This is a genomic window from Cryobacterium sp. 10I5 (assembly GCF_035019865.1).
In the GTDB taxonomy this organism is placed as follows: domain Bacteria; phylum Actinomycetota; class Actinomycetes; order Actinomycetales; family Microbacteriaceae; genus Cryobacterium; species Cryobacterium breve_A.
Map to the genome: position 1 here is coordinate 71925 of NZ_JASJVI010000003.1, position 26139 is coordinate 98063.

General features: G+C 67.8%; 30 protein-coding genes. 4 read left to right on the top strand and 26 right to left on the bottom strand.

Annotated features, from left to right (window positions below):
• Nucleotides 1-38: 38 nt before the first annotated feature.
• From QN350_RS01960 to rpsB, 6 genes are all read right to left on the bottom strand, one after another.
• Entirely contained in the window at nucleotides 39-587 is a 549-nt protein-coding gene (locus QN350_RS01960) for a DivIVA domain-containing protein (protein ID WP_322140147.1), read from the bottom strand.
• Between the two features lie 68 nt (nucleotides 588-655).
• Nucleotides 656-1687, bottom strand: a complete 1032-nt coding sequence (locus tag QN350_RS01965) for a phosphatidate cytidylyltransferase (protein WP_322140148.1) — start codon at nucleotides 1685-1687, stop codon at nucleotides 656-658.
• 16 nt (nucleotides 1688-1703) lie between these two features.
• Nucleotides 1704-2258, bottom strand: coding sequence for a ribosome recycling factor (gene frr, locus QN350_RS01970; protein WP_134532305.1), 555 nt, complete (start codon nucleotides 2256-2258; stop codon nucleotides 1704-1706).
• A gap of 91 nt (nucleotides 2259-2349) precedes the next feature.
• Nucleotides 2350-3066, bottom strand: coding sequence for a UMP kinase (gene pyrH, locus QN350_RS01975; protein WP_134532307.1), 717 nt, complete (start codon nucleotides 3064-3066; stop codon nucleotides 2350-2352).
• Nucleotides 3067-3192: 126 nt separating this feature from the next.
• Nucleotides 3193-4020, bottom strand: a complete 828-nt coding sequence (tsf, locus tag QN350_RS01980) for a translation elongation factor Ts (protein ID WP_322140149.1) — start codon at nucleotides 4018-4020, stop codon at nucleotides 3193-3195.
• 10 nt (nucleotides 4021-4030) lie between these two features.
• The gene (gene rpsB, locus QN350_RS01985; RefSeq protein ID WP_281535250.1) at nucleotides 4031-4936 is read right to left on the bottom strand and encodes a 30S ribosomal protein S2; all 906 of its coding nucleotides are present in this window, start codon (nucleotides 4934-4936) and stop codon (nucleotides 4031-4033) included.
• A 344-nt stretch (nucleotides 4937-5280) separates the two neighbouring features.
• Here rpsB and QN350_RS01990 point away from each other — a divergent pair, with 344 nt between their 5' ends.
• Entirely contained in the window at nucleotides 5281-5988 is a 708-nt protein-coding gene (locus tag QN350_RS01990; RefSeq protein ID WP_322140150.1) for a M23 family metallopeptidase, read from the top strand.
• Here QN350_RS01990 and QN350_RS01995 read toward each other — a convergent pair.
• The 3 genes from QN350_RS01995 to QN350_RS02005 form a co-directional block, all read right to left on the bottom strand.
• Entirely contained in the window at nucleotides 5973-6929 is a 957-nt protein-coding gene (locus QN350_RS01995; protein WP_322140437.1) for a tyrosine recombinase XerC, read from the bottom strand. The genes QN350_RS01990 and QN350_RS01995 overlap by 16 nt on opposite strands.
• Nucleotides 6930-6952: 23 nt before the next feature.
• Nucleotides 6953-7879, bottom strand: a complete 927-nt coding sequence (locus QN350_RS02000) for a phosphodiesterase (protein ID WP_323515651.1) — start codon at nucleotides 7877-7879, stop codon at nucleotides 6953-6955.
• A gap of 69 nt (nucleotides 7880-7948) precedes the next feature.
• Nucleotides 7949-8506 (bottom strand): DinB family protein, encoded by a 558-nt coding sequence (locus QN350_RS02005; RefSeq protein ID WP_322140152.1) that lies wholly within the window; start codon nucleotides 8504-8506, stop codon nucleotides 7949-7951.
• A 185-nt stretch (nucleotides 8507-8691) separates the two neighbouring features.
• Here QN350_RS02005 and QN350_RS02010 point away from each other — a divergent pair, with 185 nt between their 5' ends.
• Nucleotides 8692-10119 (top strand): pyridoxal phosphate-dependent decarboxylase family protein, encoded by a 1428-nt coding sequence (locus QN350_RS02010; RefSeq protein ID WP_322140153.1) that lies wholly within the window; start codon nucleotides 8692-8694, stop codon nucleotides 10117-10119.
• 150 nt (nucleotides 10120-10269) lie between these two features.
• On the opposite strand, the gene dprA is transcribed toward QN350_RS02010, so the two are convergent.
• The 5 genes from dprA to QN350_RS02035 form a co-directional block, all read right to left on the bottom strand.
• Nucleotides 10270-11517: a DNA-processing protein DprA gene (gene dprA / locus QN350_RS02015; protein WP_322140154.1), complete on the bottom strand. Its 1248-nt coding sequence runs from the start codon at nucleotides 11515-11517 to the stop codon at nucleotides 10270-10272.
• A 36-nt stretch (nucleotides 11518-11553) separates the two neighbouring features.
• Nucleotides 11554-13095, bottom strand: coding sequence for a YifB family Mg chelatase-like AAA ATPase (locus tag QN350_RS02020; protein ID WP_322140438.1), 1542 nt, complete (start codon nucleotides 13093-13095; stop codon nucleotides 11554-11556).
• A 68-nt stretch (nucleotides 13096-13163) separates the two neighbouring features.
• Entirely contained in the window at nucleotides 13164-13520 is a 357-nt protein-coding gene (locus tag QN350_RS02025) for a YraN family protein (protein WP_322140155.1), read from the bottom strand.
• Nucleotides 13521-13660: 140 nt separating this feature from the next.
• A complete protein-coding gene (locus QN350_RS02030) occupies nucleotides 13661-14317 on the bottom strand; it encodes an SGNH/GDSL hydrolase family protein (RefSeq protein WP_322140156.1) in 657 nt (218 codons plus the stop codon).
• Nucleotides 14318-14429: 112 nt separating this feature from the next.
• Nucleotides 14430-15545, bottom strand: coding sequence for a dipeptidase (locus QN350_RS02035; RefSeq protein WP_322140157.1), 1116 nt, complete (start codon nucleotides 15543-15545; stop codon nucleotides 14430-14432).
• 91 nt (nucleotides 15546-15636) lie between these two features.
• On the opposite strand from QN350_RS02035, the gene QN350_RS02040 reads away from it, so the two are divergent.
• Complete coding sequence (locus QN350_RS02040) at nucleotides 15637-16077, top strand: nitroreductase family deazaflavin-dependent oxidoreductase (protein ID WP_322140158.1); 441 nt, start codon at nucleotides 15637-15639, stop codon at nucleotides 16075-16077.
• A gap of 13 nt (nucleotides 16078-16090) precedes the next feature.
• Here QN350_RS02040 and QN350_RS02045 read toward each other — a convergent pair whose 3' ends face one another.
• The 10 genes from QN350_RS02045 to rpsP all read right to left on the bottom strand — a co-directional run bounded on the left by QN350_RS02045 (nucleotide 16091) and on the right by rpsP (nucleotide 22068).
• Nucleotides 16091-16414, bottom strand: coding sequence for a DUF2469 family protein (locus tag QN350_RS02045; RefSeq protein WP_134447605.1), 324 nt, complete (start codon nucleotides 16412-16414; stop codon nucleotides 16091-16093).
• Nucleotides 16415-16426: 12 nt separating this feature from the next.
• A complete protein-coding gene (locus QN350_RS02050) occupies nucleotides 16427-17071 on the bottom strand; it encodes a ribonuclease HII (protein ID WP_322140159.1) in 645 nt (214 codons plus the stop codon).
• Nucleotides 17072-17821 (bottom strand): signal peptidase I, encoded by a 750-nt coding sequence (gene lepB, locus QN350_RS02055; RefSeq protein WP_322140160.1) that lies wholly within the window; start codon nucleotides 17819-17821, stop codon nucleotides 17072-17074. It lies immediately after the preceding gene.
• 86 nt (nucleotides 17822-17907) lie between these two features.
• Nucleotides 17908-18252, bottom strand: a complete 345-nt coding sequence (gene rplS / locus QN350_RS02060; RefSeq protein ID WP_134447599.1) for a 50S ribosomal protein L19 — start codon at nucleotides 18250-18252, stop codon at nucleotides 17908-17910.
• 184 nt (nucleotides 18253-18436) lie between these two features.
• On the bottom strand, nucleotides 18437-18952 hold the full coding sequence (locus QN350_RS02065; protein ID WP_322140161.1) for an MFS transporter: 516 nt from the start codon (nucleotides 18950-18952) through the stop codon (nucleotides 18437-18439).
• A gap of 9 nt (nucleotides 18953-18961) precedes the next feature.
• Nucleotides 18962-19750 (bottom strand): tRNA (guanosine(37)-N1)-methyltransferase TrmD, encoded by a 789-nt coding sequence (trmD, locus tag QN350_RS02070; protein ID WP_322140162.1) that lies wholly within the window; start codon nucleotides 19748-19750, stop codon nucleotides 18962-18964.
• A gap of 9 nt (nucleotides 19751-19759) precedes the next feature.
• Entirely contained in the window at nucleotides 19760-20626 is an 867-nt protein-coding gene (locus QN350_RS02075) for a formate/nitrite transporter family protein (protein ID WP_322140163.1), read from the bottom strand.
• 92 nt (nucleotides 20627-20718) lie between these two features.
• Nucleotides 20719-21393, bottom strand: coding sequence for a ribosome maturation factor RimM (rimM, locus tag QN350_RS02080; protein ID WP_322140164.1), 675 nt, complete (start codon nucleotides 21391-21393; stop codon nucleotides 20719-20721).
• A 16-nt stretch (nucleotides 21394-21409) separates the two neighbouring features.
• Nucleotides 21410-21646 carry an RNA-binding protein gene (locus tag QN350_RS02085; protein ID WP_134447589.1) on the bottom strand — a complete coding sequence of 79 codons (237 nt, stop codon included), beginning with the start codon at nucleotides 21644-21646 and terminating at the stop codon, nucleotides 21410-21412.
• Between the two features lie 2 nt (nucleotides 21647-21648).
• Nucleotides 21649-22068 (bottom strand): 30S ribosomal protein S16, encoded by a 420-nt coding sequence (gene rpsP, locus QN350_RS02090; RefSeq protein WP_134447587.1) that lies wholly within the window; start codon nucleotides 22066-22068, stop codon nucleotides 21649-21651.
• 281 nt (nucleotides 22069-22349) lie between these two features.
• Here rpsP and QN350_RS02095 point away from each other — a divergent pair, with 281 nt between their 5' ends.
• Nucleotides 22350-23489 carry a glutamate--cysteine ligase gene (locus QN350_RS02095; RefSeq protein ID WP_322140165.1) on the top strand — a complete coding sequence of 380 codons (1140 nt, stop codon included), beginning with the start codon at nucleotides 22350-22352 and terminating at the stop codon, nucleotides 23487-23489.
• On the opposite strand, the gene QN350_RS02100 is transcribed toward QN350_RS02095, so the two are convergent.
• Nucleotides 23486-24274, bottom strand: a complete 789-nt coding sequence (locus QN350_RS02100) for an LLM class F420-dependent oxidoreductase (protein ID WP_322140439.1) — start codon at nucleotides 24272-24274, stop codon at nucleotides 23486-23488. The genes QN350_RS02095 and QN350_RS02100 overlap by 4 nt on opposite strands.
• A 201-nt stretch (nucleotides 24275-24475) precedes the next feature.
• Entirely contained in the window at nucleotides 24476-26062 is a 1587-nt protein-coding gene (gene ffh, locus QN350_RS02105) for a signal recognition particle protein (protein ID WP_281535272.1), read from the bottom strand.
• Nucleotides 26063-26139: the final 77 nt, after the last annotated feature.

Sequence of the window (26139 nt, forward strand, 5' to 3'; positions counted from 1 at the left end):
CCCAGATTCCGGATAACAGCCAGATAACGGTGCGTGATTCACCGAACGGCGAGCATGACGTCGACGACGTTGTCGAGCACGACATCGACCTGCACTTCGCGATATCCCCCGCGTTGCGGTCGGAAAACGGCCGACCGAACGTCGTCCGCGGTGATCGGGAATCCATCCTCGAAGTACTTCACAAGCTTGTTCGCGAACCGGTCGACATCCGCTCGGTTGTACCCGACGCTCAGGAAGCTGACCCGGCTGAAACGGTGGCCGGCCGGGCGTCCGAGTCGGTTGACGAGTTCCTGTGCGCGGTCCCTGGCGCTTTCGAGCCAGGCCTGCTTGCCGTGGGCTCCCGACGCCCGGTCGCGATCGCGCACGGCGAAGGCGTCCTCGAGGCGTTCGAGGGCAGCGTCGACGTGCGCAGACGAGTAGCCGCCCTTCTGCATCGAGAATGCGGTGTGGCGGATGCCTTCGGCCGTCAATGGTTCCGAGTCGTCGGTCGCATCGTACGCACGACGCGCACTCGCCAGAAACTCGTCGACCTGGGTGACGTTGTAGCCGAGCGTCTTCTTGCCGGCCCGGGGGAATGTGGTGCTCACTGGATCATTCTGCCCCACGGGGAGGCCACTGTCGAAAGCGTGCCCCCGCCGGGGGTGCTTTCCACTTGTCAGCGGAAGATGAGATACAGCGCGTACGTTGCCGCCGCCGAGGGAAGAATCGAGTCCATGCGGTCTAGGAAACCACCGTGGCCCGGAAGCCAGGAACTCATGTCCTTGATGCCGAGGTCGCGCTTGATCAGAGACTCCGCGAGGTCGCCGAAGGTGGCGCTCAGCAGGATGACGAGTCCGAAGACCAGGCCGAACCACCAGGGTTCTCCGATCATGAACAGGGACAGCACCACACCGACGATCAGGCACGCCAGGCCGGCGCCCGCGAAGCCTTCCCAGGTCTTCTTGGGACTGATCGTGGGCACCATCCGGTGCTTGCCGAAGGACAGCCCGCTGGCATACGCCGCGGTGTCGTTCGAGATCACCAGCAGCAGGAAGGCGAGGGTCCACCACTGCCCGTCCGGCTGAGCGACGAGCAACACGGCGAAACTGCCGAGGAACACGACATAGGTCTGGATGAAGAATCCGGCCCCGATGTCACCGAACACTGATCGGGCAGTCCCCCGGTGCGCGGGACTGAGCAGCAGGAACACCCGCCAGAGCCCGATGAAGAGGATTCCGGCGAGGGTGACGAGGAACTGGCCGCCCGCTCCCCAGTAGAAGGCAGCGGGGACCACGGAAATCGCTGCGATGACGACGGCGACACGCGGCACGTTGCGGCCGGACTGACGAAGTGCCTGAGCGAGCTCGAAGGCCGTGAACCCGACGAACGCGGCGGCGCAGACCATGAACAGCTCTTTGATGAAGATCAGGCTCACCAGCATGAACAGGCCGAGCGCGAGGCCGATCAGGGTCGCCAGGATCAGGTTGCGCCCCGTCCGCGCGGCAATCCGCTCGTTGGTTGCGTCGAGCTGCGCCCGCGTCGCCTGCATCTGGCGTTCGATGTCCGCGCGGGTCGACTGCATCTGGCGTTCGATGTCGTTGCGGGCTGCGTGCACCTGGGCCCGGAATTCCGAACTGCCGGCCCCGTGGGGTCGTTTGGGTGGTACCGGCGCAGTGTTACCGGTTTCGTCGCGTGGCTCGTGCGTCATGACGCTGGCTCCGCCCTTAGATCTCGAGGAGTTCGGCCTCTTTGTGCTTGAGAGCGGTGTCGATCGCGTCGACGTGAGTCTTCGTGATCTGCTCGAGCTCCTTTTCCGCCCGGGCCACATCGTCGTCACCGACTTCGCTCTTCAGCGCATCGAGTTCGTCCTTCGCCTTGCGGCGCAGGTTGCGTACGGAGATCTTGGCATCTTCCGCCTTGGTCCGTACGATCTTGACGTATTCCTTGCGGCGGTCGGCCGTGAGTTCCGGGAGCGTCGCCCGGATGACGTTGCCGTCGTTGCCGAGGTTGGCGTCGAGGTTCGGAGTGTCCCGAATGGCCTGCTCGATGTCGCGCAGGGCACCCTTGTCGTACGGTCCGATCAGGAGCGTGCGCGCTTCGGGGTTCTGCAGGGATGCGAGCTGCTCGAGAGGTGTCTGGGATCCGTAGTAGTTCACCAGGATCTTCGCGAACATCTGCGGGTTCGCCCGTCCGGTGCGCACGGTCCCGAAATCGTCTTTGGCGGCTTCGAGGGCCTTGTGCATTCGTGCGCTTGCATCGGACAGAACATCCGCGATCACGGTAACTCCTTCGTTGAGGCTTCGACCTGGGTGATTTCGACCTGCTGGCTGAGACCTGAGGCCGTTTCGACCGCAGGGGACATCGACAAGTTTAGTTGGAGACGAGGGTTCCCAGATCGGCTCCGAGGATGGCGGCGGTGACATTGCCCTGTGGCGCCATTCCGAAGACCTGCATCGGCATCCCGTTGTCCATGCAGAGGCTGAAGGCGGTCGAGTCGACGACCTTCAGGCCGCGCTGCAGGGCGTCCTGGTACGTGAGGTGGTGGATCAGTTCCGCGTCCGGGTTGGTGCGCGGGTCGTCAGAGTAGACGCCGTCGACGCCGTTCTTGGCGACGAGGACGATGTCGGCGCCGATTTCGAGGGCGCGCTGCGCCGCGACGGTGTCCGTGGAGAAATACGGCAAGCCTGCCCCGGCACCGAAGATGACGACGCGTCCCTTTTCGAGGTGGCGCTCGGCCCGCCGCGGGATATACGGCTCGGCGACCTGGGTCATCGCGATCGCGGACTGGACCCGGGTCTCGGCTCCCGCCTGTTCCAGGAAGTCCTGGAGGGCGAGGGCGTTCATCACCGTGCCGAGCATGCCCATGTAGTCGGCGCGGCCTCTGTCCATTCCGCGCTGGGATAGTTCCGCTCCGCGGAAGAAGTTCCCTCCGCCGACGACGACGGCGATTTCCACGGTCTGCGCCGCCTCGGCGATCTCCCGGGCCAGTGAGCTGATCACATCCGGGTTCACTCCCAGGCTTCCTGCGCCGAACGCTTCGCCGGAGAGTTTGAGAAGGACTCTGCGCTTCTTACCCGAATCTGACATGCCCTGGGGGTCCTTCCGTTGTGCCTGATCTAAAACTACTGTGTGCCGACTCAGTGCGGACACAGCAATGGAGACCGGCCTGCTCGCGCAAGCCGGTCTCCATCATTGGTACTGCGAGCCTATTGCCTAGGCGCCGACCTTGAAGCGGGCGAATCCGGACACCGTGAGACCGGCATCCTTCAGCACCTGAGCGACGGACAGCTTGTTGTCCTTCGCGTAGTCCTGCTCGAGCAGGGCGACCTGCTTGAAGTAGGCGTGGATGCGGCCTTCGACGATCTTGGGCAGTGCCGCTTCCGGCTTGCCCTCGTTCTTCGAGATCTCGGTGACGATGCGGCGCTCGGCCTCGACGAGGTCCGTGGGGACGTTCTCGCGGTCGAGGTACTCCGGGTTCGCGAAGGAGATGTGCTGGGCGACGCTGCGTGCGGTGTCAGCGTCGTCTCCCGAGTAACCCACGACGACGCCGACCTGCGGGGGCAGGTCCTTGCTCGTCTTGTGCAGGTAGATCGCGAACTTCTCACCCGTGACGGATGCGACGCGACGCAGCTCGAACTTCTCACCGATGATCGCGGCTTCGCCGTCGATCAGTTCGGCGACGGTCTGGCTGCCGGCGGGGGCCGCGAGGCCTTCCGCGACCGAGGTGGCTCCGGCAGCGGCAACCGCGTCCAGAACCTTCTCGGCGAGGGCGCCGAACTTGACACCCTTGGCGACGAAGTCGGTCTCGCAGGCGAGCTCGATCAACGTTGCGGTCGTGCCGATTTCCTTGGCGGCGACGAGGCCCTCAGAGGTGGAACGGTCAGCGCGCTTAGCGTTGCCCTTCGCACCCTTGAGACGCAGGATCTCAACGGCCTTCTCCATGTCGCCGTCGGCTTCGACGAGGGCGTTCTTGGTGTCGACCATGCCCGTACCGAGGCGTTCACGGAGGGCTTTGACGTCTTGCAGGCTGATGCTGGCCATACCGGGTTCCTTACTTGGTTTCTTCGGCGGGAGCTTCGGTGGCAACAACGGCTGCCACGTCGGCTGCTTCTTCGACGACCTGCTCGGTGGCGACGGTTGCGTCGGCGACCTCAGCGGTCTCGGCAGAGGACTGCTCGGGGGTGGCGTCGGTTGCGGCGACATCCTCGGTCTTCAGCAGTTCGGCTTCCCAGGCGGCGAGGGGCTCGATTTCGGCCTCCGGCTTGGCGTGGCGCTGGATCAGGCCCTCGGCTGCGGCGTCCGCGATGATGCGGGTCAGCAGGCCGACGGAACGGATGGCGTCGTCGTTGCCCGGGATCGGGTACTGCACGTCGTCGGGGTCGCAGTTGGTGTCGAGGATCGCGATGACGGGGATGCCGAGCTTGCGGGCTTCGTCAATGGCGAGGTGCTCCTTGTTGGTGTCGACAACCCAGAGCGCGGACGGCGTCTTCGTGAGGTTGCGGATACCGCCGAGGCTCTTGTGCAGCTTGACGAGCTCGCGCTTCTTGATGAGCATTTCCTTCTTCGTGAACCCGCTCTTGGCGGTGTCCTCGAAGTCGAGCTCTTCGAGCTCTTTCATGCGGGCCAGACGCTTGGAGACGGTCTGGAAGTTGGTGAGGAGGCCACCGAGCCAGCGCTGGTTGACGTACGGCTGGCCGACACGGATGGCCTGCTCGGAGATCGATTCCTGCGCCTGCTTCTTGGTGCCGACGAAGAGGATCGTGCCGCCGTGGGCGACGGTCTCCTTGACGAAGTCATAGGCCTTGTCGACGAAGCCGAGGGACTGCTGCAGGTCGATGATGTAGATGCCCGAGCGCTCCGTGAAGATGAATCGCTTCATCTTCGGGTTCCAACGGCGGGTCTGGTGTCCAAAGTGCACGCCGCTGTCGAGCAGCTGGCGGATGGTGACGACGGCCATGAGCCGTACTCCTTGTCCGGCGCGCCGCGTACGCGGCAAAACGCCAATCGGTTCGTGTCCTGATCGGTCGATCACGACTCCTGGTGCCCGGCGCACCTCCGCCTGGCTTCCGAGGAAGCCGGACCGAATGGAGGTGGTGGCCGAATGGGCACGCGTAGTCAGCGCACGAAGCGCTGCTGCCATAACTTTAGCACCCGGCGAACCCGGTTCCCGCCAGGTCTCCACCGTTCCGATGAGTGGATGTCCCCCTCGGCCTGTCCTCACCAGCCGGCGCTGTTCTCGACTTCTGCACCACCCGCTGCGAGCGGGCCCGACGCCGCCACCGAGTGCCGGAGTCTGGGCACATGCCGATTCACCGCCGCACCGCAGTCGCCCTGGTCGCCGCCCTCCTGGTCTCCTTGGCCGTCGCGCCAGCGTCGGCCGGTCAGGGCGAACCAGTCGCCCAGCGAGAGTCGATGCAGAATCCGACGGCGACGCCGAGGCCGACGGAACCGGTGGCGTGGGCATGGCCGCTCGCTCTGCCGCATCGCGTCCTCCGGGAGTTCCGTGCGCCCGTCTCGGAGTACGCCGACGGGCACCGCGGAATCGATCTGGCCGCGCACGCCGGCGACCCGGTCTATGCCGTCGCGGACGGTACCTTGACCTTCGCCGGGATCGTGGTCGACAGACCCGCGGTCTCCCTCAGCCACGGCGACGGCCTCGTGTCGAGCATGGAACCCGTTCTGGCGCTTGTCGCGGCCGGGGACTCCGTGCGGCGTGGCCAGCTCATCGGCCGGGTCGCGACAGGCGGCCACTGTGGTGACGGCTGCCTGCACCTCGGGGCACGGACCTCCGGCCGGTACGTATCGCCGATGCGGTACCTCGGCGGGGTCCCGCACGCCGTGCTGCTTCCGGCCGAGTCGGCCAACGTGCTCAGGCAGCGGCAGGATTCCCGTCGCAGTGCGCGCGAACAAGAATTGTGGCGCGCCGTGCTGCAGGAAGACGGGCTCGAGAATGACGGACACGTGCAGGACCCACTCCGGGGAATCGGCGGAGGTCAGGCCCGCGGGTGAGCGTTCTGGTAGCTCTGCCTCAATCGTTCCGCAGAGACATGCGTGTAGATCTGGGTCGTGCCGAGGCTCGCGTGACCAAGCAGTTCCTGCACGGCGCGCAGGTCGGCCCCGCCGTCGAGGAGGTGAGTGGCCGCGGTGTGGCGCAAGGCGTGCGGCCCGGCGGGCCCGTTGCCTGGAATTTCGGCGAGGAGCCCGGCGACCAGGCGGTACACCGCCCGCACTCCGATGCGACGTCGGTGGGTCGCGAGGAACAGCGCGGCTGGGCGTCCGGCCGGGCCCGAAACGGGGCCCGCAGGAGTGCTCCCTTCGGGTTTCTCCGCTGCCGTGAGCAGCAGCGGGCGGGCACGGTCGAGGTAGGCGACGAGTGCGCGCTGGGCAGGAACGCCGAAGGGAACGACACGCTCCTTGGAGCCCTTGCCGGTGACCCGCACGGTGAGCTGGGCGAGATCGACGTCGGGGACGTCGAGACCGACGAGCTCGGACACGCGCAGCCCGGAGGCGTAGAGCAGCTCGACGATGGCCTGGTCGCGCAGCTCGTGCGGACCGCCGACCCGGGCCCGCAGCTCGAGATGTTCGAGGAGGGCCTGCATCTGCGCCCGGTTGATCACCCGGGGCAGGGTTCGACCCGGTTTGGGCGACCGCAGGCGTACGGCCGGGTCGAGGGGGCTCACTCCGGTGCGGGTCAGCCAGGCCGTGAAGCTGCGGGCGGAGGCGGATCGTCGTGCGATCGTCGCCTTGGACAGGCCGGCCTGGGTCGCCACCCACAGCCAGTCGCGCAGCAGGTCGAGGGTGAGGCCGTCGGCGTCGCAGACCGTGCGGCCCTCAGCAAAGGCGAGAAGACCGCGGAGGTCTGTGCGGTAGGCGCGGACGGTGTTCGGCGAGAAGCCGCGCTCTGCGGACAGATACACGGTGAAGTCCTCGAGCAGGGCGTCGAGGGGCATCCGCCCGCCGCCCGCCACCGCACTCACGCCTGGCGTGAGAAGGCCTCGGTGCGCTCGTCGGGGCTCATCGCTTCGATACGGGCCAGGAACGTGGAGTCGAAACGGGTCGCCGGATCGAAGTCGCCGAGCACGACGTGGGAGTGCACGATGCTCTCCGGGTACACCTGCACGAGGTTGATCGATTGGCCGCCGCGCACGCCCGTGAGTTCCCGGGCGGGCGCGCTCGGGTCGATCGTGTAGCACGTGGCCGCGGCGACCGAGACGGGGACGCCCGCGAACATCCCTGTCGTGGCGTAGTGCAGGTGCCCGCCGAGGATGCCGCGGATGTCGCTTCCGGCGACGACCTCGGCCAGGCCGGCCTGGTCCCTGAGCTCGAGCAGGCTCATGAGGGGCACCATGGTCGGAATCGGCGGGTGGTGCAGGGCGAGGAGCGTGCCGTGCGGGGCCGGTTCGCTCAGTACCTCGGCCAGCCATTTCAGCTGCCCCGCGGTGAGCACGCCATGGTGGTAGCCGGGAACGCTCGTGTCGAGGACGATCAGGCGGAGTCCGTCGAGGTCGTGCACCGCGTCGACGGGTTCGGCGGCGGATGCACCGTACCCGGTCTCGCCGAGCAGCTCACTGCGGAAGGGCGCCCGTTTGTCGTGGTTTCCCATCACCCAGATGACCCGTGCGCCGAGCCGATCGGCTGCGGACTCGACGAGGTCCCTGATGCGCCGATAGGCATCCGCTTCGCCGGTGTCGGCGATGTCACCAGTGAAGACAAGGCCGTCGATCGGCTGCCCCGAGCGTTCCAGCTGGGCGAGGGCTTTGTGCACGGGAGTGTCGGTGTCCACGGTGCCGTACAGGGGTTTGCCTGCGCTCAGGAAGTGCGTGTCGCTGATGTGCGCGATGACGTGGCTCGCCGGTCCGTACTGGCCCAACTGGATCTGGCCCATTGGAACACCGCTCATGGCTCACCCTTCGTCCGCTCCAGACTAGGGCCTGGCACCGACACAGCATCGGAGCCCCGGCCGCGTCGATCAGTCCTGCGGGTCTTCCCCGACGCTGCCGTCGGCTCGCTCCCGCAGCAGGTCGAGGTGACCGACGTGCCGTGCGGTCTCCTCGACCAGATGGATCAGGATCCAGCGCAGGCTGAAACTGCGGCGCACCGAGACGGCGTCGAGTGAGACGGCCGCCGCGATGGTCGCGTCGCAGCGACGCGCCTCCGCCGCGTAGTCGGCGAGCAGCTCGGCCATGGTCATGTCGGGTGGCACGTGGAACTCGCCGTCGGGATCCTCGTCACTCCAGTCGAAGGGCAGCCCCTCCTCTCCGGCGAAGACGTCGCGCACCCAGGAACGCTCCACATTCATGAGATGACGGACGATGCCGTGCGCGGTCATTCCGGTCGGAGTGGCGACGGGCCGGAGTGCTGCGTCGGACGCATCGCCGACCTTCCAGGCGACGAGGTCCCGCTGACGCTGCAGGAACCCCGATATCGTCGTGCGTTCGTCGCCGAAGTGCGCGGCTTCGGTGACTCCGGCGCGCACGCCGTTCTCACGGCCGGAGCCGTCACGTCCGGGATCCGAGTACTCGGTCATGCCCCCTGTCTACCCTGTTCTCCCCCGTCAGTTGGGCATACCTCCTTCAAATTCTGCCCGGCGAGATCGTCAGCCGCGGAATTCCGGGGCTCCGTTTCGGTGAGCCGGAAATTTGCAGGAGTTATGCCCGACGCCGTTGCGGGCACGGACTGGTCGGGGTGGACGGCCGGGACTAGCATGGCCCCATGTCAGCTCAGCCCGGCGTATACGACGAGGCACTGGGGCGGGCCAGGGAGCACGCGCTCGCGTGGCTCGGTTCGCTCGGCACCCGCCCGGTGGGGCCGCGCGCCGACGCGGATACTCTCGCGGAACTCTTCTCAGGACCGCTGCCGGAGTCCCCGACCCCCGCGGCATCCGTGGTCGATGAGCTGGCCGCCCTCGCCGAGCCCGGGTTGATGGCCATGCCCTCCGGCAGGTTTTTCGGCTGGGTGATCGGCGGGACCCTTCCGGCAGCGCTGGCCGCAGACTGGCTCGTCAGCGCCTGGGACCAGAATGCCGCCATGCGCTTCGCGACGCCGGCCACTGCCGCTGCCGAGGAGGCCGCCGGAGCGTGGGTGCTCGATCTGCTGGGGTTGCCGTCCGGTTCTGACGTCGGATTCACCACAGGGGCCACCATGGCCAACTTCGTCGGGCTCGCTGCCGGGCGCCAGTGGGTGCTCGAGCGGGTGGGCTGGAATGTCAGCAGGGACGGGTTGTCCGGTTCGCCGCGCGTGCGGGTGTTCGTGGGTGAGGAGCGGCATGCGGTGATGGACCTCGCGCTCCGGTACCTCGGCCTCGGCGAACCCATCGCCGTTGCGGCCGACGCGCAGGGCAGGCTGGATCCCCGCGCCCTAGCGGCCGCGATGCAGGACGGCGAGGGTCCGGCCATCGTGTGTCTGCAGGCTGGGAACCTGCACTCCGGTGCCTTCGATCCGATGACGGCGGCGATCCGGGTCGCGCGGGAACACCACGCCTGGGTGCACGTGGACGGCGCGTTCGGTCTCTGGGCCGCGGCGAGCCCGACCTACCGCGCGCTCGTGGCGGGCGTCGAGGGGGCCGACTCGTGGGCGACCGACGCGCACAAGACCCTCAACGTGCCCTATGACTGCGGGATCGCGATCGTCGCGAATCCGGCGACGGTCCGGTCCGTGTTCGGCGTGCACACGAGCTACCTGCTGCAGCCGGCGACCGACGGCCCTGGCGATCCCTTCGAGAAGGTGCCGGAGTTGTCCCGCCGGGCCCGGGGCATCCCGGTGTGGGCGGCGTTACGGTCGCTCGGGCGATCCGGCACGATCGACCTCGTCGAACGCCTGGCCGGGCACGCCCGTTCGCTCGCCGAGGGCCTCGCGCACATTCCCGGCGCCGAGGTCGTCAACGATGTGGTCTTCACCCAGGTGTGCGTGAGCTTCGGCAGTGACGCCCGCACGCGGCGCGTGACCGAGCTATTGCTCGGCCAGGGCACCACCTGGATGTCCGGTTCCGTCTGGCGCGGGCGCGCGGTCCTGCGGATCTCGGTCAGCAACTGGTCGACGGATGCCGCCGATGTCGCTGACTCCCTCGCGGCCGTGCGGCGGGCGTGCGACACCGCCGGCCACGACGGCGAGGAGACGCCGGCGGGCCTGTACCAGGGCTGACGGTTTCGCGGCAGGCCGATATCGGGGCCGGCCAGCGGCCGTCCGTTCCGCCGCAGGCATCGCGGCAGCGGCCGTCGGTTCCGCCGCAGGCAACGCCGCAGCGGACACCGACCGACACCCGCGGTGATCCACGGTCGCCGTCTGGCCGGCTCAGGCGTTCCGCACCCAGCCGGTCGAACGCTCGCGCGCCGCGCCTTCGAGTCCGAGGGCTCCGAGCGCGGCACGCACGGACATGGTGGAGAGGCCGGCGCGACGGGCGAGATCGCCGATCTCGCGTGGAGACCGACCGCTCAGGGCGTCGAAGACCCGCACCTGTTCGCTGGTGCGCCCGGTGCCCTCGATCCCGTTCTCCGGCTCCGGGAAGTCGAGCGGCACCTGGACCAGGTGCTCGGCGACGAGCTCCGCCATCTCTGCGGCCGTCGTCACGCAGACGGCGTCGTACTCCCGGATCAGCCGGTGGCACCCGGCAGAGGCCGGTGAGGTGACCGGGCCGGGCACGGCGCCGAGCGGCCGCCCGAGGGTCGCCGCATGGCCGGCGGTGTTCAGCGACCCGGAGCGCCACCCGGCCTCCAGGACGATCGTGGCGAGGCTGGTCGCCGCAATCAGACGGTTTCGCTGCAGGAACCGCCACTTGGTCGGCGCGGCCCCGCATGGAAGCTCGGAGATGACGGCGCCCTCCCCCGCGATCCGCTCGAGGAGGTCGACGTGCCCGCTCGGATAGGGGCGGTCCACTCCCCCGGCGAGAAACGCCACCGTTCGGCCACCGCTCGCGAGCGCCGCTTTGTGCGCCATCCCGTCGATCCCGTATGCCGCACCACTGACGATCGCGAATCCCCGGTCGACGAGGCCGGCTGACGCTTCCATCGCGACATGCTCGCCGTAGCGGGTGGCGGCCCGGGCTCCGACGAGGGCGATCGACCGGCCGAACGCGCCGAGGGCATCCGCCGGACCGCGCCACCAGAGGGCGAGTGGGGCGTGAGCGCCGAGGTCGTCGAGTCCGGCCGGCCAATCGTGGTCACCGGGAATGGCGAGCCGCGCCCCCGATCGGCCTGCCTGCCGCAGCGCGATCGTGACGACTACGGGATCGAGCCGCGGACGCCAGCGCTCGAGGGCGCGGTCGATTCCCGCGGCGGCGACCGTTCCCTGCTCCACCCCGACGGCGAGGAGCTCCCCGGCGATGCGATCGTGTGGCCAGGCCTCGATCACGAGTCGCAGGGCGGGGACGGCGCCGAGCGCCGCAACGAGGAGGCCCGCGGTTCCGTCGCCAGGTTCGCTGATGCACGACCAGGCCGCACGCGCGTGCAGCTCGGCGGCGAGTTCTGTCGTCAGGGCGGCCCCGGGTGGGCGTGCGCCGGCCGCGAGGTCGATCATCGTCGTCTCGTCGGGTTCGAATGGCATTGTGCGTGTCGTCCTTCCGTCGGTGGATGCCCGGCTTCAGCCGGTGCGCAGGTAGAGCGCCTGCCCGAGCTCCTCAGTGCCTGGCCGATCGGCGCCCTCGAGATCGGCGATCGACCAGGCGATGCGGAGCACCCGGTCGTAGCCGCGCATCGTGATGCCGCCGCGTTCCAGTGCCCGGTCGAGCGCGGCCGTCGTCGCCCGGTCCAGGCGAAGCTGCCGGCCGCGGAGCCACGACCCGGGCACCGTGGAATTGAGGGACCAGGGCGTGCCGGCGAGGCGCTCGCGTGCGGCGCCTCGGGCCCGGGCCACGCGTTCCCGCGCCGCGGAGCTGGTGAGGCGGGGCTCCTCCGCGGCGAACCGCAGCTGGGCGGCCGTGATCCGGTTCACGTGCAGTTGAATGTCGATCCGGTCGAGCAGCGGCCCGGAGATGCGGGCGAGGTATCGGCGTCGCGCGCTCGGCGGGCACGAGCACTCGAGTCCTGCAACGCCGTACTGCCCACACGGGCACGGATTCGCGGCCATCACGAGCTGGAACCGCGCCGGGAAGTGCGCGACGGCGTTGGCACGGTGGATGCTGATCGTCCCTGATTCGAGCGGCTGCCGGAGGGCGTCGAGCACGGTGGATGCGAACTCGGGAGCCTCGTCGAGGAAGAGCACACCGTGGCAGGCTCGGGCGGCGGCACCCGGCCGGATCTGTCCGCTGCCGCCGCCGACCATGGCCGCGGCCGTCGCGGTGTGGTGCGGCGATTCGAGCGGCGGCCGGGTCACGAGGGAACGGCCGAGTCCGCGGCCGCCGAGGGATCGCAGCGAACTCGCCTCGAGGGAGGCGGCCGGGTCCAGGTCGGGCAGAAGTCCAGGCAAGCGGGCGGCCAGCATGGTCTTGCCGGATCCCGGCGGACCCAGCATGAAGAGATGGTGCCCGCCAGCCGCGGCGATCTGCAGGGCCAGGATCGCGTCCTCATTGCCGATGACGTCGGCAAGGTCCATCGAACCGGTTTCGGCGTCATTCCCGGCTGGTCCGGCTTCGGCGGGCCACTCGATCGCGTCAACCGGCACGGGCGTGAGCTCGGCCCCGTGCCAGATCGCCGCCTCGCGGAGGGAGGCGACCCCGATCACGGTGACGCCGGGCACGAGTTCCGCCTCCGCGGCATTTCCGGCGGGAACCATGACGGTACGGTGGCCGAGCCGCGACGCCGCGATCACCGCAGGAAGCATGCCCGGGACGGGTCGAAGGCGCCCGTCGAGCGCGAGCTCGCCGATGTGGACGACCGAGCCGACCGACCCGGCCGCGACCACCCCGTCCGCAGCGAGGCACGCGAGCGCGATCGCGAGGTCGAAGCCCGAACCGTGTTTGGGGAGCGCCGCGGGCGACAGGTTGATCGTGAGCTTGTTGTGGGTCAGCGGGGAGCCGGAGTTCTTGGCCGCGGCCCTGACCCGTTCGGTCGCCTCGGAGAGCGCGGCGTCCGGCAGTCCGATCAGCACCATGCCCGGGAGCTGGCTCGAGATGTCCGCCTCGACTTCGACGAGTGCCCCGGTCAGCCCGAGCAGGGCGACGGCGTGAGTGCGGGCGAGGCCCATCAGCTCGCGCCCATCAGAGGGCACGCACGAGAACACGCTCACTGGACACGCTCACGAGAACACGCTCACTAGAACACACCGGGCAGGTGCTCGATCACCGGCACGGCGCCGGGGGCGAGGATGACCGCGATCGCGTCGATCCTGATCCGACCTGGCCAGGTATCCGCCTCCTCGCACCACGCCGCTGCGAGGCGGCGGAGGCGGGCGAGCTTCACGACGGTGATCGCCTCGAACGGATGCCCGAAGCCGGTCCCCGACCGCGTCTTCACCTCCACGAAGGCGACTTCGCCGTCGTGCTCGACGACGATGTCTATCTCGCCCTGTTCGCACCGCCAGTTGCGGGCGAGGAGCGTGTACCCGGCCTCCGTCAGGAACCGTACCGCGTGCTCCTCACCGAGCCTGCCCAGATCGTCTTTGCGTGCCACGAGTGCCTCCCACGGACAGGATGCCGGGGGTGGGCGACCATCCGCAGGGCGGTCGGGGACCGGTGGACAGCAGGCCGAAGCCGACGCATGGTGAGGAGAGTCGGGAATTGGCCCTCGGAGTATCCCTCGCCGCGCGACTCCTAGACGCCGAGGCTCCTGAGTGCCTCGTCCATGCGATCGGCGAGCACGCGATACCCCTTGTCGTTCGGGTGCAGGCCGTCGCCGGCCTTCCACTCCGGGTGGCCGTCGAGCCAGTGCGAGGCACCGGGAATGTAGTCGGCATCGATCGCCGCCGCGCCCGCGCTCACCCAGTCGATGATCTGCTGCACCGAGTCGGGCCGCTCGTCGGTGTACCAGAACGGTTCGACCACGATGACGCGTGCGACCGGCAGCGCCTCACTGATTCTGGTGAAGTCGGTCGTGATGGCGGCGCGGATGCGGTCGGCGCGAGCGGGCATCGAGAAGTTGTCGTTGAGACCCATCGTCACGATCACGATGTCGGGGTGGGCTGCGATGACCTGGTCGACGAGATCGTCGGACACGTCGGCCCGGTGGTTCACAAAACCGAGACCGTTCACGCTCGGATTCACCTCGGTCCAGCCGTGCTCCACGGACAGGAGCGTCGACCACCGGTGTTCAGGGCCCGAAGCTCCGGTCCCGAGCGTGTAGGAGTCCCCGTAGAACGCCACGACGGAACCGGCACCCGGAGACCCCGCCGCCGTCTCCGGAATCGGTTCGGCCGGTACCGCACGTCCGACCGAACCGATCACGGCGACGAGTCCAACGACGACGGCCACGGACCCCACCCATAGGGCCACGGCTGCTCGGGTCATTCGTCGGGGTGCACTCACACCAGTCATTCGGAGCGGGATTCGTTCTGGTTTGCGCGGCAGTGCGGGAAAAGACCGGTCACGACACGAGGAGCGGCGTGCCGGTCCCCGCGGCCGCGAAGGCGGCATCCGTCGCCCGGAGCACGCGGAGCACGTTCGCCCCGGCGAGGGCGGCGAGCTCGACGGCGGTCCAGCCCCTGGCTGCGAGCTCGGTCAGGAGCGCCGGGTAACCGTCGACACCCTCGAGCCCGACCGGGAATTCGTCGGTGCCGTCGAAGTCGCCGCCGAGGCCGATGTGCCGGATCCCGGCGACCCGGCGGGCGTGCTCGATGTGGGCGATGACCTCGTCGAGCGTCACCGTGGGCGCGGGGCCGTCGCGGGGTCCGTCGAACCAGGCGGCGAAGTCCGGGGAGAGGAACTGCGGCACGAAGGTGAGCATCAGCACCCCGTCGTTGTCGCGCAGGCGCTCGAGCACATCGTCCGGTACGTTCCGCGGGTGGTCCGTGACGGCGGCGCACGAACTGTGGCTGAAGATCACCGGCGCCGACGTGACGGAGAGCGCCGCGTGCGCGGTCGCCGGCGACACGTGGGACAGGTCGACGAGCATGCCGAGCCGGTTCATCTCCCGAACGTATTCGACACCGCGCTCGGTGAGGCCGCCGTGCACGGGCTCGTCGGTGCCCGAATCGGCCCAGGTCGTATTGTGCACGTGCGTGAGAGTGAGGTACCGCACGCCGAGCCGGGCGAACATCCGCAGCACGGCCGGGGAGTCGTTGAGGCTGTGCGCGCCCTCGGCGCCGAGGAGGGACGCGATCCGGCCGTGCGACCTGGCCGACTCGACGTCTGCGGCGCTGCGGGCGATCTGGAAATCGTCCGGGTAGCGCGCGGCGAGCCGGTAGACCCAGTCGATCTGCTCGAGGGTGCCCTGGACGGCGTCGGCTCCGACCGATTCGTCACTCACATAGACCGACCAGAACTGAGCGCCCACCCGGCCGGCCCGGAGGCGCTCGATGTCGGTATCGGTGGTCAGTCCCCGTTCGAGTCCCTCGACCGAGTATGCGCGGTTCTCGCGGCACTCCCACGCCCAGTCGTTGTGACCGTCGACCAGGGGTGCGAGCTCGAGGGCGTGGTCGACGACCGCGGCACGGGAGTTCGTCGTGGCGGCGTCGTTCTCTGCAGCGGATGCGAGGTACATGGTCCCACGCTAGTGCCGCCGTTCCCGCCGCGGAACCCGGGTTCCACCGTGCACCGGTGCCGGCTCGGGTGCAGGTTACTAGGCTGGACCCATGGGACTACGCGACAGGTTGGTCGACCTCGGCATGAAGACGATGAGTCTCACGCACCGGGCGGTGCTCAAGGCATCCGGCGGCCGGTTGCTGGCGTCGTTCGGGCCGATCCCGGTCGTTGAACTGCACACGATCGGTCGCTCGACGGGTAAGCGCCGCACGACGATGCTCACGGCGCCGATCCACGACCGAAACCGCTTCGTGCTGATCGCCTCGAAGGGCGGCAGCGACCGGAACCCGCAGTGGTACCTCAACCTCGTTGCACACCCCGACATCGAACTCACCGTGCACGGCACGACGAAGAAGCTGCGGGCACGCACCGCCGACGCGGCGGAGAAGGCGACGTTGTGGCCTCAGATCGTCGCCGCGTACAAGGGCTACGAGGGCTACCAGCAGAAGACGAGCAGGGACATCCCCGTCGTGGTCTGCGAGCCCCGCTAGAGGGACCTGCCGGCTACTCGTCGAGCGCGAGTTCCTTGGGCAGTTCGAATTCCTTCGAAGCCAGTTCCTCGACGTTGACGTCCTTGAACGTCAACACGCGCACCGACTTCACGAAGCGGTCGGACCGGTACACGTCCCAGACCCAGACGTCCTTCATGTTCAGTTCGAAGTAGAAGTCGTGCTCGGTGTCCCGGCGCACGAGTTCGACCTCATTGGCCAGATAGAAGCGCCGTTCCGTCTCGACGACGTACTGGAACTGCCCGACGACATCCCGATATTCGCGGTACAGGGCCAACTCGACCTCGCGGTCGTAGTCTTCGAACTCTTCTTCTTCCATGGTGAGACAATCCTACGCTGAGATGGTCAGCCACGATTTGCGATGGAGCCCCGTCGGGCCGAGGCGCCCGATCGCAGCCATGTGCTCCGCACTGCCGTAGCCCTTGTTGCCCGCCCACCCGTAGCCGGGCGTGACCGCATCCGCTTCGATCATCAGCCGGTCGCGGTGTACTTTCGCGATCACGGATGCCGCGGACACGGACGCACAGTCCTGGTCGGCCTTGATCCGGGTCAGCACGGAGAGGGGCGTCGCGAGGGCCTTGTTGAGGTAATCGTCGTTGCCGTCGAGCAGTACGACGCTCCCCCGGACGTCCACGCCGGCCGCGAACAGTTCGGCAAGGGCCCGCTTGCCCGCGAGACCGAGGGCGGCGATGATGCCGATCTCGTCCACCTCCCTGGCGGAGGCGAGTCCGACCGCGGAGTGCAGCACCCAGGCGACCGCGAGCGGTGCGAGGGCCTCACGACGCGGCTGGCTCAGCATCTTCGAGTCGCGGAGGCCGACCGGCATCGTGCCGAGGGTGCCGTCGATCGCGGCGACACCGACCCCGACCGGTCCGGCGAGGGCGCCGCGTCCGACCTCGTCACAGCCGATCACGCAGGTCGCGCCCTCGGCGAGCAGGCCGAGCTCGACCTCGAGGGTCGGATCGCAGACGGCCATCTACTTCGTCTCCGGGGAGACCCCTCGGAAGACTTCCGGGTAGTCGTCGAGCCACGTCCAGCGCGACAGCGGCCAGCTGATCACGAGGGCGCGGCCGACCACGTTGTCGATCGGAACGAAGCCCTTGCCCGGGGTGTCGCCGTTGTACCGGGAGTCCTTGGAGTTGTAGCGGTTGTCCCCCATCACCCAGAGCGAGTTCGCGGGCACAACGACGTCGAAGTTGTCTTTGGAGACCGCGGTGGCGCCGGCGGGAAGGTTCACATACGGCTCGGAGAGGGGCACGTCGTTGACGCTCAGCTGGCCGAGGGCGTTGCAGCAGCTGACGTGGTCGCCCGGCAGTCCGATGACGCGCTTGATCAAGTGGTCGTTGCTGTCCGGTGCGGAGAGGCCGACGACGGAGAGGAGCCAGTCGAGGCCGGCGGCGACCGGGTTCTGCTGCACGGCGGCCTGCGGGAGGAGCCAGCCGCCCGGGTCACGGAACACGACGACGTCTCCGCGCTGGATGGGCATGAGCTTGGGTTCGAGCTCGTTCACGATGATGCGGTCGTTGACCAGGAGGGTGTTCTCCATCGACCCCGAGGGGATGTAGAACGACCGGACGAGGAAGGTCTTGATCAGGAATGAGATGAGCAGAGCCACCACAAAAATGATCAAGAGGTCGCGAAAGAAGATCGCCACGCCACGCTTGCTGCGCTGTGGTGCTTCTGATGCCAGGCGATCCGATCGCGTGGGCAGAGAATTGTCTGTCATTAAACCGCCTGAGCTCCTGACCCAGTGTACGGGTCAGGAGCTCAGGGTGAAACGCAGCCGGAGCTGGGAATCGGGTGTGACGAGTCTTAGTCGCGCTTTTCCTTGATCTTGGCCTTCTTGCCACGCAGGTTGCGCAGGTAGTACAGCTTCGCGCGACGCACGTCTCCGCGGGTGACGACCTCAATGTGGTCGATAACCGGGGAGTGCACCGGGAAGGTACGCTCGACGCCGACCTGGAAGCTGACCTTGCGAACGCAGAACGTTTCGCGGACGCCTTCGCCGGAACGGCCGATGACGACACCCTGGAAGACCTGCACGCGCGAGCGTGCGCCTTCAACGATGTTGACGTGGACCTTGACGGTATCGCCGGCGCGGAACGCCGGGATGTCCTTCCGGAGTGATGGGGCATCCACCTGGTCGAGAATATGCATATTTGTTCGCTCTCTGTATCCGCCACAGGACGAAGACGGCTGAGGTCGCCCGCGCACAAACGTGCTGGGCGACGACTGATGGGTCAAGACCGTGCCGAATAGTGCAGCTCCCCTGTGGCAGAGGCATGCTACGGCACAATCGCTCATTATGCCACGATCCGCGCCCCCGGCAAAACCGGTCCGGCTAGGAGTCTGTCGGCTTTTCCCGGACGACGATGATCGACGGGTCTGGCGTGGGCTCGAAGCCGACGGGCGACGGATGCTCCGCGGCGCCCGGTCCGGTCGGCGCGCCCCCTCTGGCCGTCTCGTCGAGAAGCACCATCATCGCCTGCATCCGGCTCCGGGCACTCGCGAAGAGTTCCCAGATGGCGAACCAGAAGGCCGCGAGGCCGACGAGCACGACCAGGAACGGCAGCCAGCGCGCTCCCGCAGTGAAGCCGGAGGCCACGATCAGGGCGTGCCAGAGCGTGAGCACGCCGACGTCGCGCCAAGACACCGCCCGCTCCAAACGCACCTCGGTGCGGGCGAAAAACAACAGGGCGACGGCCAGCAGCCCGAGGCCGAGGATGATGCCGCCGAAAAGGCTGCCGAGTACGGCCCATCCACTCGATTTGAAGAGGGATGCCCCGATCAGGAGCCACCCCGGAAGTACGAGCACGGCAAGGAATTGCCAGCGATAGAAGACCCTGCGTACGAACACGAAGCCAGACTACCCGTGGACGCCCTCGGCAGGCCCTGCGTTCGCTGGAGGCAGAAGGTCGGGCCGGACGCGCCGGGTGCGCTCGAGCTGCTGGTCGTGCCGCCACGTGGCGATGGCCCCGTGGTTGCCACTCAGGAGCACCGGCGGAACATCGAGGCCGCGCCAGCTGGACGGCTTGGTGTAGCTCGGGTACTCGAGGAGACCGTCCTCGTGGGACTCCTCGATGAGGCTCTCCGGGTTGCCGACCATGCCGGGGATGAGCCGACCGACGGCCTCGATCATCGCCATCACGGCCACCTCTCCCCCGTTGAGCACGTAGTCGCCGAGGCTGACCAGCCTGACGCGCCCACGGGAGGCGAAGTGGTCGAAGACGCGTTGGTCGATGCCCTCGTACCGCCCGCAGCCGAAGACGAGGTGGGGTTCGGCGGCCAGCTCGCGGGCCATCTTCTGGGTGAAGAGGTCGCCGGCCGGGGACGGGAAGATCAGGAGCGGTCCCGCGTCGTTCGCCACGGCATCCGCTGCCGTGTCGCCGGTCGCGTCGATTGCCCCGTCTGTGACGTCACTTGTGGTCTCGTCGAGGATGGCGTCGAGCGCCTCACCCCAGGGTTCCGGTTTCATCACCATGCCGGCGCCGCCGCCGTACGGGGTGTCATCGACGGTGTTGTGCCGGTCGTGGGTGTGGTCGCGCAGGTTGTGCACGAGCACGTTGATGAGCCCGGACTGGCGGGCCTTGCCCAGCAGGGACACATCGAGGACCGAGAAGAACTCCGGGAAGATGGTGAGGATATCGATGCGCACGAAGAAAGCCTAGGCGTGGACCGGAACGGGCTCGCCCGCGGTCTCGGCGGAATCGGTCGTCACGGCGGTATCGAGGTGGGCGGCACGGTTCACCCGGGTGCGGTGCGAGAAGTAGACCGGGAGCGCGGTGAAGAGGATCGCGCCGAGCAGGTTGCCGACGAGAACCGGGATTTGGTTCCAGAGCAGCCACTGGCCGATGCTGATCGGGGCGCCGAGCATCATGCCGGCCGGGATGACGAACATGTTGACGATCGCGTGCTCGAGTCCGAGGCTGAAGAAGATGGTGACCGGGAGCCACATCGCGAGGATCTTTCCCGCGGTGGACTTCGACGTGTAGAACATGATCGTGCCGATCGCGACCATCCAGTTACAGAGCATCGCCTTGATGATCGCGACGACGATTCCGCCGGGGCCGACCGCTTCATAGGGCAGCACCTTGTGCTCGGCGAGATGCACGATGGCCTGGACCATCGGGTCGGTGGTCACGGTGCCCATGTATGTGATCGAGACGACGTAGAGGAAGCCGAAGAGCACGGCGCCGAACAGGTGGGCGGCGATGACGACGCCGAAATTGGTGAGGCCCTTTTTAATGGTCGTGCGACCCTCGAGGATCGCGAGCGGGATCAGCGCGAAGCTTCCCGTCACAAGCTCGAGGCCGAGCAGCAGGATAATGGCGAAGCCGACCGGGAACAGCACGGCACCCACGATGGGGAGCCCCGTCTGTGCGGCCGCCGTGAGGGAGACCGCCGTCGCCGCGCCGAGGATCGCCCCGGACAGGGTGCCGCGGATGATCATCTGCTTAATGGTCAGGTTCGATTTAACGACACCCGAATGGATGATGTCATCGATGAGTTGATCGGGCTTGACGTACGACACAGGCGGTTCTCCTTGCAAGGGCTGCCGCGTCGTGGGGAGTGGAGGAGCCAGCGGGCGCGGCGCGCCTTCCCCCGGGTTGATCCCGGTCGCGCCTATGCGCCGTTCTGGTCTGGGGTGTGCTCGACGTCCGGCTCGTCGCCGGCGTCGGGTTCGGATGCCGCGGCATCCGCTTCGGATACGGTCTCGGGCTCGTCGTCCGGCTCGTCTGGAAGCTCTTCGAGCAGTCCGGGCGGAGGCGTGATCGTGACGACGCCCGTCGCGATGTCGACGGAGGGCACGATCGCCTTGACGAACGGGACCATGACGTCGCCGGTCGCGGTCTTGACGATCAGCAGGTCCTGGGCCGGCAGGTGTTCGAGACGGCCGATGGTGCCGATCTGGACGCCATCCCGGACGACCTTGAGGCCGACGAGCTGGTGGTCGTACCAGGCGTCTTCTTCGTCTGATTCTTCGTCGTCGTCCTGGTCGATCCACAGGATGGCTTTGGCGAGTGCCTCGGCAGCTTCCCGGTCGGGGACGTCTTTGAAGAAGCCGACGGCGTGCTGGTTGTACCAGCGGAGCTCGACGAGCTCGATCTTCTTGCCGTGCCACGGGGACCCGGTGGGAACCTGGAGCGTGAACACGGCGCCCGGGACGAAACGTCGCCCCGGGTCATCCGTGAACAGTTCGAGCTTGATGGCGCCCTTGAGGCCGTGGGCCTTCGTCAGGCGACCGACCCGCAGCTGGGCTCGGGGCGACTGGGCTCTGGGTACCAGAGTGTCGTTCACGAGACTCACCGCCGGCTCAGAAATCGGTGTCGACGACGTCGACCCGCACGCGCTTGCCATCGGCCAGGGCAGCCACAAGGGTGCGCAGGGCCTTTGCGGTACGTCCGGAACGACCGATGACGCGGCCGAGGTCCTCGGGGTTCACGCGAACCTCGAGCACCTCGCCACGCGGTGAGTTCTGGGCGGCAACGTGCACATCGTCCGGGTGGTCAACGATTCCCTTGACGAGGTGCTCAAGCGCGGGTGCGAGCAAAATTACGCCTTGTCCTCTTCTGTTGCGTCAGCGGCTTCGGCGACGGGCGCCTCTTCCTTGACAACGGGCTTCTCGGCCTTGGGCTTGAGAACCGGCTTCTTCTTCTCGTCGGCGACGAAAGCGACCTTGGCCTCTTTGATCTTGACGGTGCTGACGGCGTTCTTGTCACCCTTGAACTTGCCCCAGTCGCCGGTCAGCTTGAGGAGAGCCTCAACCTGCTCGGTGGGCAGGGCGCCAACGCCGAGCCAGTACAGTGCACGCTCGGACTTGATCTCGATGACCGAGGGCTCCTGCGTGGGGTGGTAGATGCCGATTTCTTCAATGACGCGACCGTCGCGCTTGGTGCGCGAGTCGGCCACAACGATGCGGTAGTACGGCGCACGAATCTTGCCCATGCGCTTTAGACGGATTTTGACAGCCACAATTCTCCTGTGTATTTGATTTTTGGCGAACTGAGGGCCGTGAGCGTGGGGGCACACTCGGCACAAGCTCAAAGATGGTTTTTTCCTGCGTCTGAGTAGAGGGTCGGGCGCAGGAGAACTCGACTAATCATTCTGTCAGATGTCGGCCCCAATGTGATAATCGACCGGGCACAGAGTGTCCCCCCAATGCGGATTCCGCAGCCGTGCGGGAGGCCGCCCGCAATCGGTGTCAGGATTGTGACCAGCGCCCGACCGGGTGCAACGCGACCAAAGGACCGCACGTGGGAATCGAATTCGCCCGATCCGCGCGATCGACGATCGGCATCGAGTGGGAGATCGCTCTCGTCGACCGGACGACCGGTGACCTCGTCTGCATCGCCGACGAGGTGCTCGAGGCCCTGCGCGGCCCCGACGGGTCGCCGCACCCGCACATCACCGGGGAGCTGCTGCTCAACACCGTCGAGCTCGTGTCCGGTGTCCACACGACCGTGGCGGGTGCCGTCGCGGATGTCTACGGCCAGGTCGACGAGGTCAGGGCGATCACGGACCCGCGGGGCGTGGACCTCATCTGCAGCGGCTCGCATCCGTTCGGCCAGTGGTTCGACCAGGAGGTCACGGACAAGGAGCGCTACCACAAGCTCATCGACCGCACCCAGTGGTGGGGCCGGAACATGATGATCTGGGGCATTCACGTGCACGTGGGCATCGAAGACCGCGACAAGGTCATCCCGATTCTGAACGGCCTGCTCGGCTACCTCCCGCACCTGCAGGCGCTCTCGGCGTCGAGCCCGTTCTGGGCGGGCATCGAGACCGGTTATGCGTCGAATCGCGCGCAGATGTTCCAGCAGCTGCCGACGGCGGGGCTTCCGTGGATCCTCGAGGACTGGGCGAGCTGGGAACAGTATGTCGAGGACATGACCCGCACCGGGATCATCGACGACATGACCGAGGTGCGCTGGGACATCCGCCCGTCTGCCCGCTGGGGCACCATCGAGATCCGCGCCTGCGACGGCGTGTCGACGGCCACCGAACTCGGTGCGATCGCCGCCCTCATCCAGTGCCTCGTCGAGTGGATGTCCACCGAGATCGACGCCGGACGCCCGGTTCCGAGCATGCAACCGTGGTTCGTGCGCGAGAACAAATGGCGCGCGTCGCGGTACGGGCTCGATGCGGAGATCATCCTCGACTCGAGCGGCGCCGAACGACTCGTGACCGACGACGTGCGACGCCTGATCGGCGTGCTCTCCCCCACCGCGGAACGGCTCGGCTGCCTCCCCGAACTGCTGCAGCTGAACGGCATCCTGGATGCCGGAGCGAGCTACCAGCGCCAGCTGCGGGTCGCCGCCGCGAACGGTGGCAGCCTGCCGGCCGTCGTGGCCGCACTCAGCGCGGAACTCCGCGGCGGCACCCTGCCCGTCTAGCCGGCGTTCTTCGCGTCGCGCCAGGCGAGCCAGTCCGTCAGCGGGGCGAGGTCGTAGTCCGGACCGGAGAGCCCGATCGTGAACAGGCGAGCCCCGAGCGCGTAGAGCTCGTCGGCTTCGGCGACCGTGCGACCGCGAAGTTCGGTGGAGACTTCGATCTCGGCCGGGTCACGGCCGACCTTCCCGCACCACTCCGCGAGCACCCCGAGCTTGTGTTCGAGCACCTCGGGGCTCGAGAAGGAGTGCCAGATGTCGGCGTGCTTCGCGACGAGGCGAAGGGTCTTCTTCTCGCCGCCACCGCCGATCAGCACCGGGATCTTCCGGGTGGGCCGCGGGTTGAGCTTGCCCCACCGCGCCTCGATGCGCGGCAGGTTCTCCGCGAGGGCGTCGAGCCGGGTGCCGACGGTGCCGAACTCGTAGCCGTACTCGTCGTAGTCGCGCTCGAACCAGCCGGAGCCGGTGCCGAAGATGAACCGGCCGCCGCTGATGTGGTCGATCGTGCGGGCCATGTCGGCCTGCAGGTCGGGGTTGCGATAGCTGTTGCAGTTGACGAGGGCGCCGATCTCGATCCGGGAGGTCTGCTCCGCCCACGCGGCGAGAATCGTCCAGGATTCGAAGTGCAGCCCGTCCGGGTCACCGGACAGCGGGAAGAAGTGGTCCCAGTTGAAGGCCACGTCGGTGCCGAGTGCTTCGACCTCTGCGACCGTGTCGCGGATCTTCGTGTACTCGGCGTGCTGGGGCGCCACCTGCGCGCCGATGCGGACGGGACCGGGCTTCGTGATCATCATGCGCCCAGCCTAAACGTGCGCGGTGCGCACCGTCTGCGCCGCTCCGCGCCGGATCCAGTCACGCGCCACTTCCGCCGCTGCGCGCCAGTTGTCCCCTGCCACGCGCCATGTGCGCCGCTTCGCGCCAGGCATGCCTGGCGCGAAGCGGCGCATGTGGCGCGCGAAGCGGAAAGGCCGCCGGGCGAGAACCGGGCGACCCTACCGGCCGAGCATCTTCTGCAGGGCGGCCATCTCTTCGTCGGTGGGACCGCCGGGCTTTCCGGGGACGGCGGGCTTGCGGCCGCCGAGGCCGAAGCCGGTTCCGCCACCGGTCGGCGCAGCAGCGCCGGCGCCAGCCGGCTTCTCACCTGAGGCGATCGCGAGGTTCTCCGCGGCGCGCTTGGCCGGGTTGCCCGACTTCGAGCCCTTCTTCTTTGCCTGCTGCGGCTTGCCGCGGCCACCGCCGGGCATCGGCCCCATCCCGGGAATGTTCGGCATTCCGCCGCGAGCGACGGTCTTCATCATCTTCGCGGCCTGCTCGAAGCGTTGCACGAGCTGGTTCACCTCGGTCACGCTCGATCCGGAGCCGCGAGCGATCCGCAGCCGGCGTGATCCGTTCAGGAGCTTCGGGGTGGTGCGTTCCGCCTTGGTCATCGACTGGATGATCGCCTCGGTGCGCACGATCTCACGCTCGTCGAAGTTCTCGAGCTGCTGCTTCATGGCCCCGGCACCGGGAAGCATGCTCATCATCTTCTTGATCGAGCCCATGTTGCGCAGTTGCTGCATCTGGCCGAGGAAGTCGTCGAGAGTGAAGGTGTCGGTCTGGAACTTCTCGGCGAGCTTGCGCGCCTCGTCCTCGTCGAAGGCGCCCTGCGCCTGTTCGATCAGGGTGAGGATGTCACCGAGGTCGAGGATCCGGCTCGCCATCCGGTCCGGGTGGAACGGCTCGAAGTCGTCGAGGCTCTCACCCGTCGAGGCGAACATGATCGGGCGGCCGGTCATCGACGCGACCGAGAGGGCGGCGCCACCACGGGCGTCGCCGTCGAGCTTGGTCAGCACGACGCCGGTGAAGTCGACGCCGTCCTGGAACGCCTTCGCGGTTGCGACGGCGTCCTGGCCGATCATCGCGTCGATCACGAAAAGCACTTCGTCGGGGTCGATGGCCCTGCGGATGTCCGCGGCCTGCTTCATCATCTCGGCGTCGACGCCGAGGCGGCCGGCCGTGTCGACGATGACCACGTCGTGGAGCTTCTGCTGGGCGAACTTCACGCCGTCGCGGGCGACCGTGACAGGGTTGCCGACGCCGTTGCCGGGTTCCGGGGCGTAGACCGGAACACCGGCCTGCTGCCCGACGACCTGGAGCTGGGTGACGGCGTTCGGACGCTGCAGGTCGGCGGCGACGAGGATCGGGGTGTGCCCGTCCTTGGCGAGCCACTTGGCGAGCTTGCCGGCGAGGGTCGTCTTGCCTGCGCCCTGGAGTCCGGCGAGCATGATGATGGTCGGCGGCTTCTTCGCGAACTCGAGGCGACGCTGCTGGCCGCCGAGGATGCGGATGAGTTCCTCGTTGACGATCTGCACGACCTGCTGGGCCGGGTTGAGCGCCTTGCTGACCTCGTCGCCGAGGGCGCGCTCACGCACCTGCGCGGTGAAGTCCTTGACGACGTCGAGCGCGACGTCGGCGTCGAGGAGGGCGCGACGGATCTCGCGCACGGTGCCGTCGACATCCGCCGCACTGAGCTTGCCCTTGGTGCGGAGATTCTTGAACGTCTCGGCCAGGCGATCTGAGAGGTTTCCAAAAGTAGCCATTGTTCTTCTACTTTAACCGGGTCCGGGGACGAACGCTGCGCCCCGGGCCGATTGTCGACCGGCGAGCGTACGGTGGA

What these genes read in the sequence shown, in the direction of transcription:
- QN350_RS02040 (WP_322140158.1), top strand. Translation starts at nt 15,637, where the DNA reads ATGGGACTACGCGACAGGTTGGTCGACCTCGGCATGAAGACGATGAGT.
- QN350_RS02045 (WP_134447605.1), bottom strand. Translation starts at nt 16,414, where the DNA reads ATGGAAGAAGAAGAGTTCGAAGACTACGACCGCGAGGTCGAGTTGGCC.
- pyrH (WP_134532307.1), bottom strand. Translation starts at nt 3,066, where the DNA reads ATGTCAGATTCGGGTAAGAAGCGCAGAGTCCTTCTCAAACTCTCCGGC.
- dprA (WP_322140154.1), bottom strand. Translation starts at nt 11,517, where the DNA reads ATGCCATTCGAACCCGACGAGACGACGATGATCGACCTCGCGGCCGGC.
- ffh (WP_281535272.1), bottom strand. Translation starts at nt 26,062, where the DNA reads ATGGCTACTTTTGGAAACCTCTCAGATCGCCTGGCCGAGACGTTCAAG.
- rplS (WP_134447599.1), bottom strand. Translation starts at nt 18,252, where the DNA reads ATGCATATTCTCGACCAGGTGGATGCCCCATCACTCCGGAAGGACATC.
- QN350_RS02100 (WP_322140439.1), bottom strand. Translation starts at nt 24,274, where the DNA reads ATGATCACGAAGCCCGGTCCCGTCCGCATCGGCGCGCAGGTGGCGCCC.
- QN350_RS01995 (WP_322140437.1), bottom strand. Translation starts at nt 6,929, where the DNA reads ATGCCCCTCGACGCCCTGCTCGAGGACTTCACCGTGTATCTGTCCGCA.
- tsf (WP_322140149.1), bottom strand. Translation starts at nt 4,020, where the DNA reads ATGGCCAGCATCAGCCTGCAAGACGTCAAAGCCCTCCGTGAACGCCTC.
- QN350_RS02035 (WP_322140157.1), bottom strand. Translation starts at nt 15,545, where the DNA reads ATGTACCTCGCATCCGCTGCAGAGAACGACGCCGCCACGACGAACTCC.
- QN350_RS02020 (WP_322140438.1), bottom strand. Translation starts at nt 13,095, where the DNA reads ATGGGCCTCGCCCGCACTCACGCCGTCGCCCTGCTCGGGCTGACCGGG.
- QN350_RS02005 (WP_322140152.1), bottom strand. Translation starts at nt 8,506, where the DNA reads ATGACCGAGTACTCGGATCCCGGACGTGACGGCTCCGGCCGTGAGAAC.
- QN350_RS02000 (WP_323515651.1), bottom strand. Translation starts at nt 7,879, where the DNA reads ATGAGCGGTGTTCCAATGGGCCAGATCCAGTTGGGCCAGTACGGACCG.
- QN350_RS02050 (WP_322140159.1), bottom strand. Translation starts at nt 17,071, where the DNA reads ATGGCCGTCTGCGATCCGACCCTCGAGGTCGAGCTCGGCCTGCTCGCC.
- QN350_RS01965 (WP_322140148.1), bottom strand. Translation starts at nt 1,687, where the DNA reads ATGACGCACGAGCCACGCGACGAAACCGGTAACACTGCGCCGGTACCA.
- lepB (WP_322140160.1), bottom strand. Translation starts at nt 17,821, where the DNA reads ATGACAGACAATTCTCTGCCCACGCGATCGGATCGCCTGGCATCAGAA.
- QN350_RS01990 (WP_322140150.1), top strand. Translation starts at nt 5,281, where the DNA reads ATGCCGATTCACCGCCGCACCGCAGTCGCCCTGGTCGCCGCCCTCCTG.
- QN350_RS02010 (WP_322140153.1), top strand. Translation starts at nt 8,692, where the DNA reads ATGTCAGCTCAGCCCGGCGTATACGACGAGGCACTGGGGCGGGCCAGG.
- rpsB (WP_281535250.1), bottom strand. Translation starts at nt 4,936, where the DNA reads ATGGCCGTCGTCACCATCCGCCAGCTGCTCGACAGCGGCGTGCACTTT.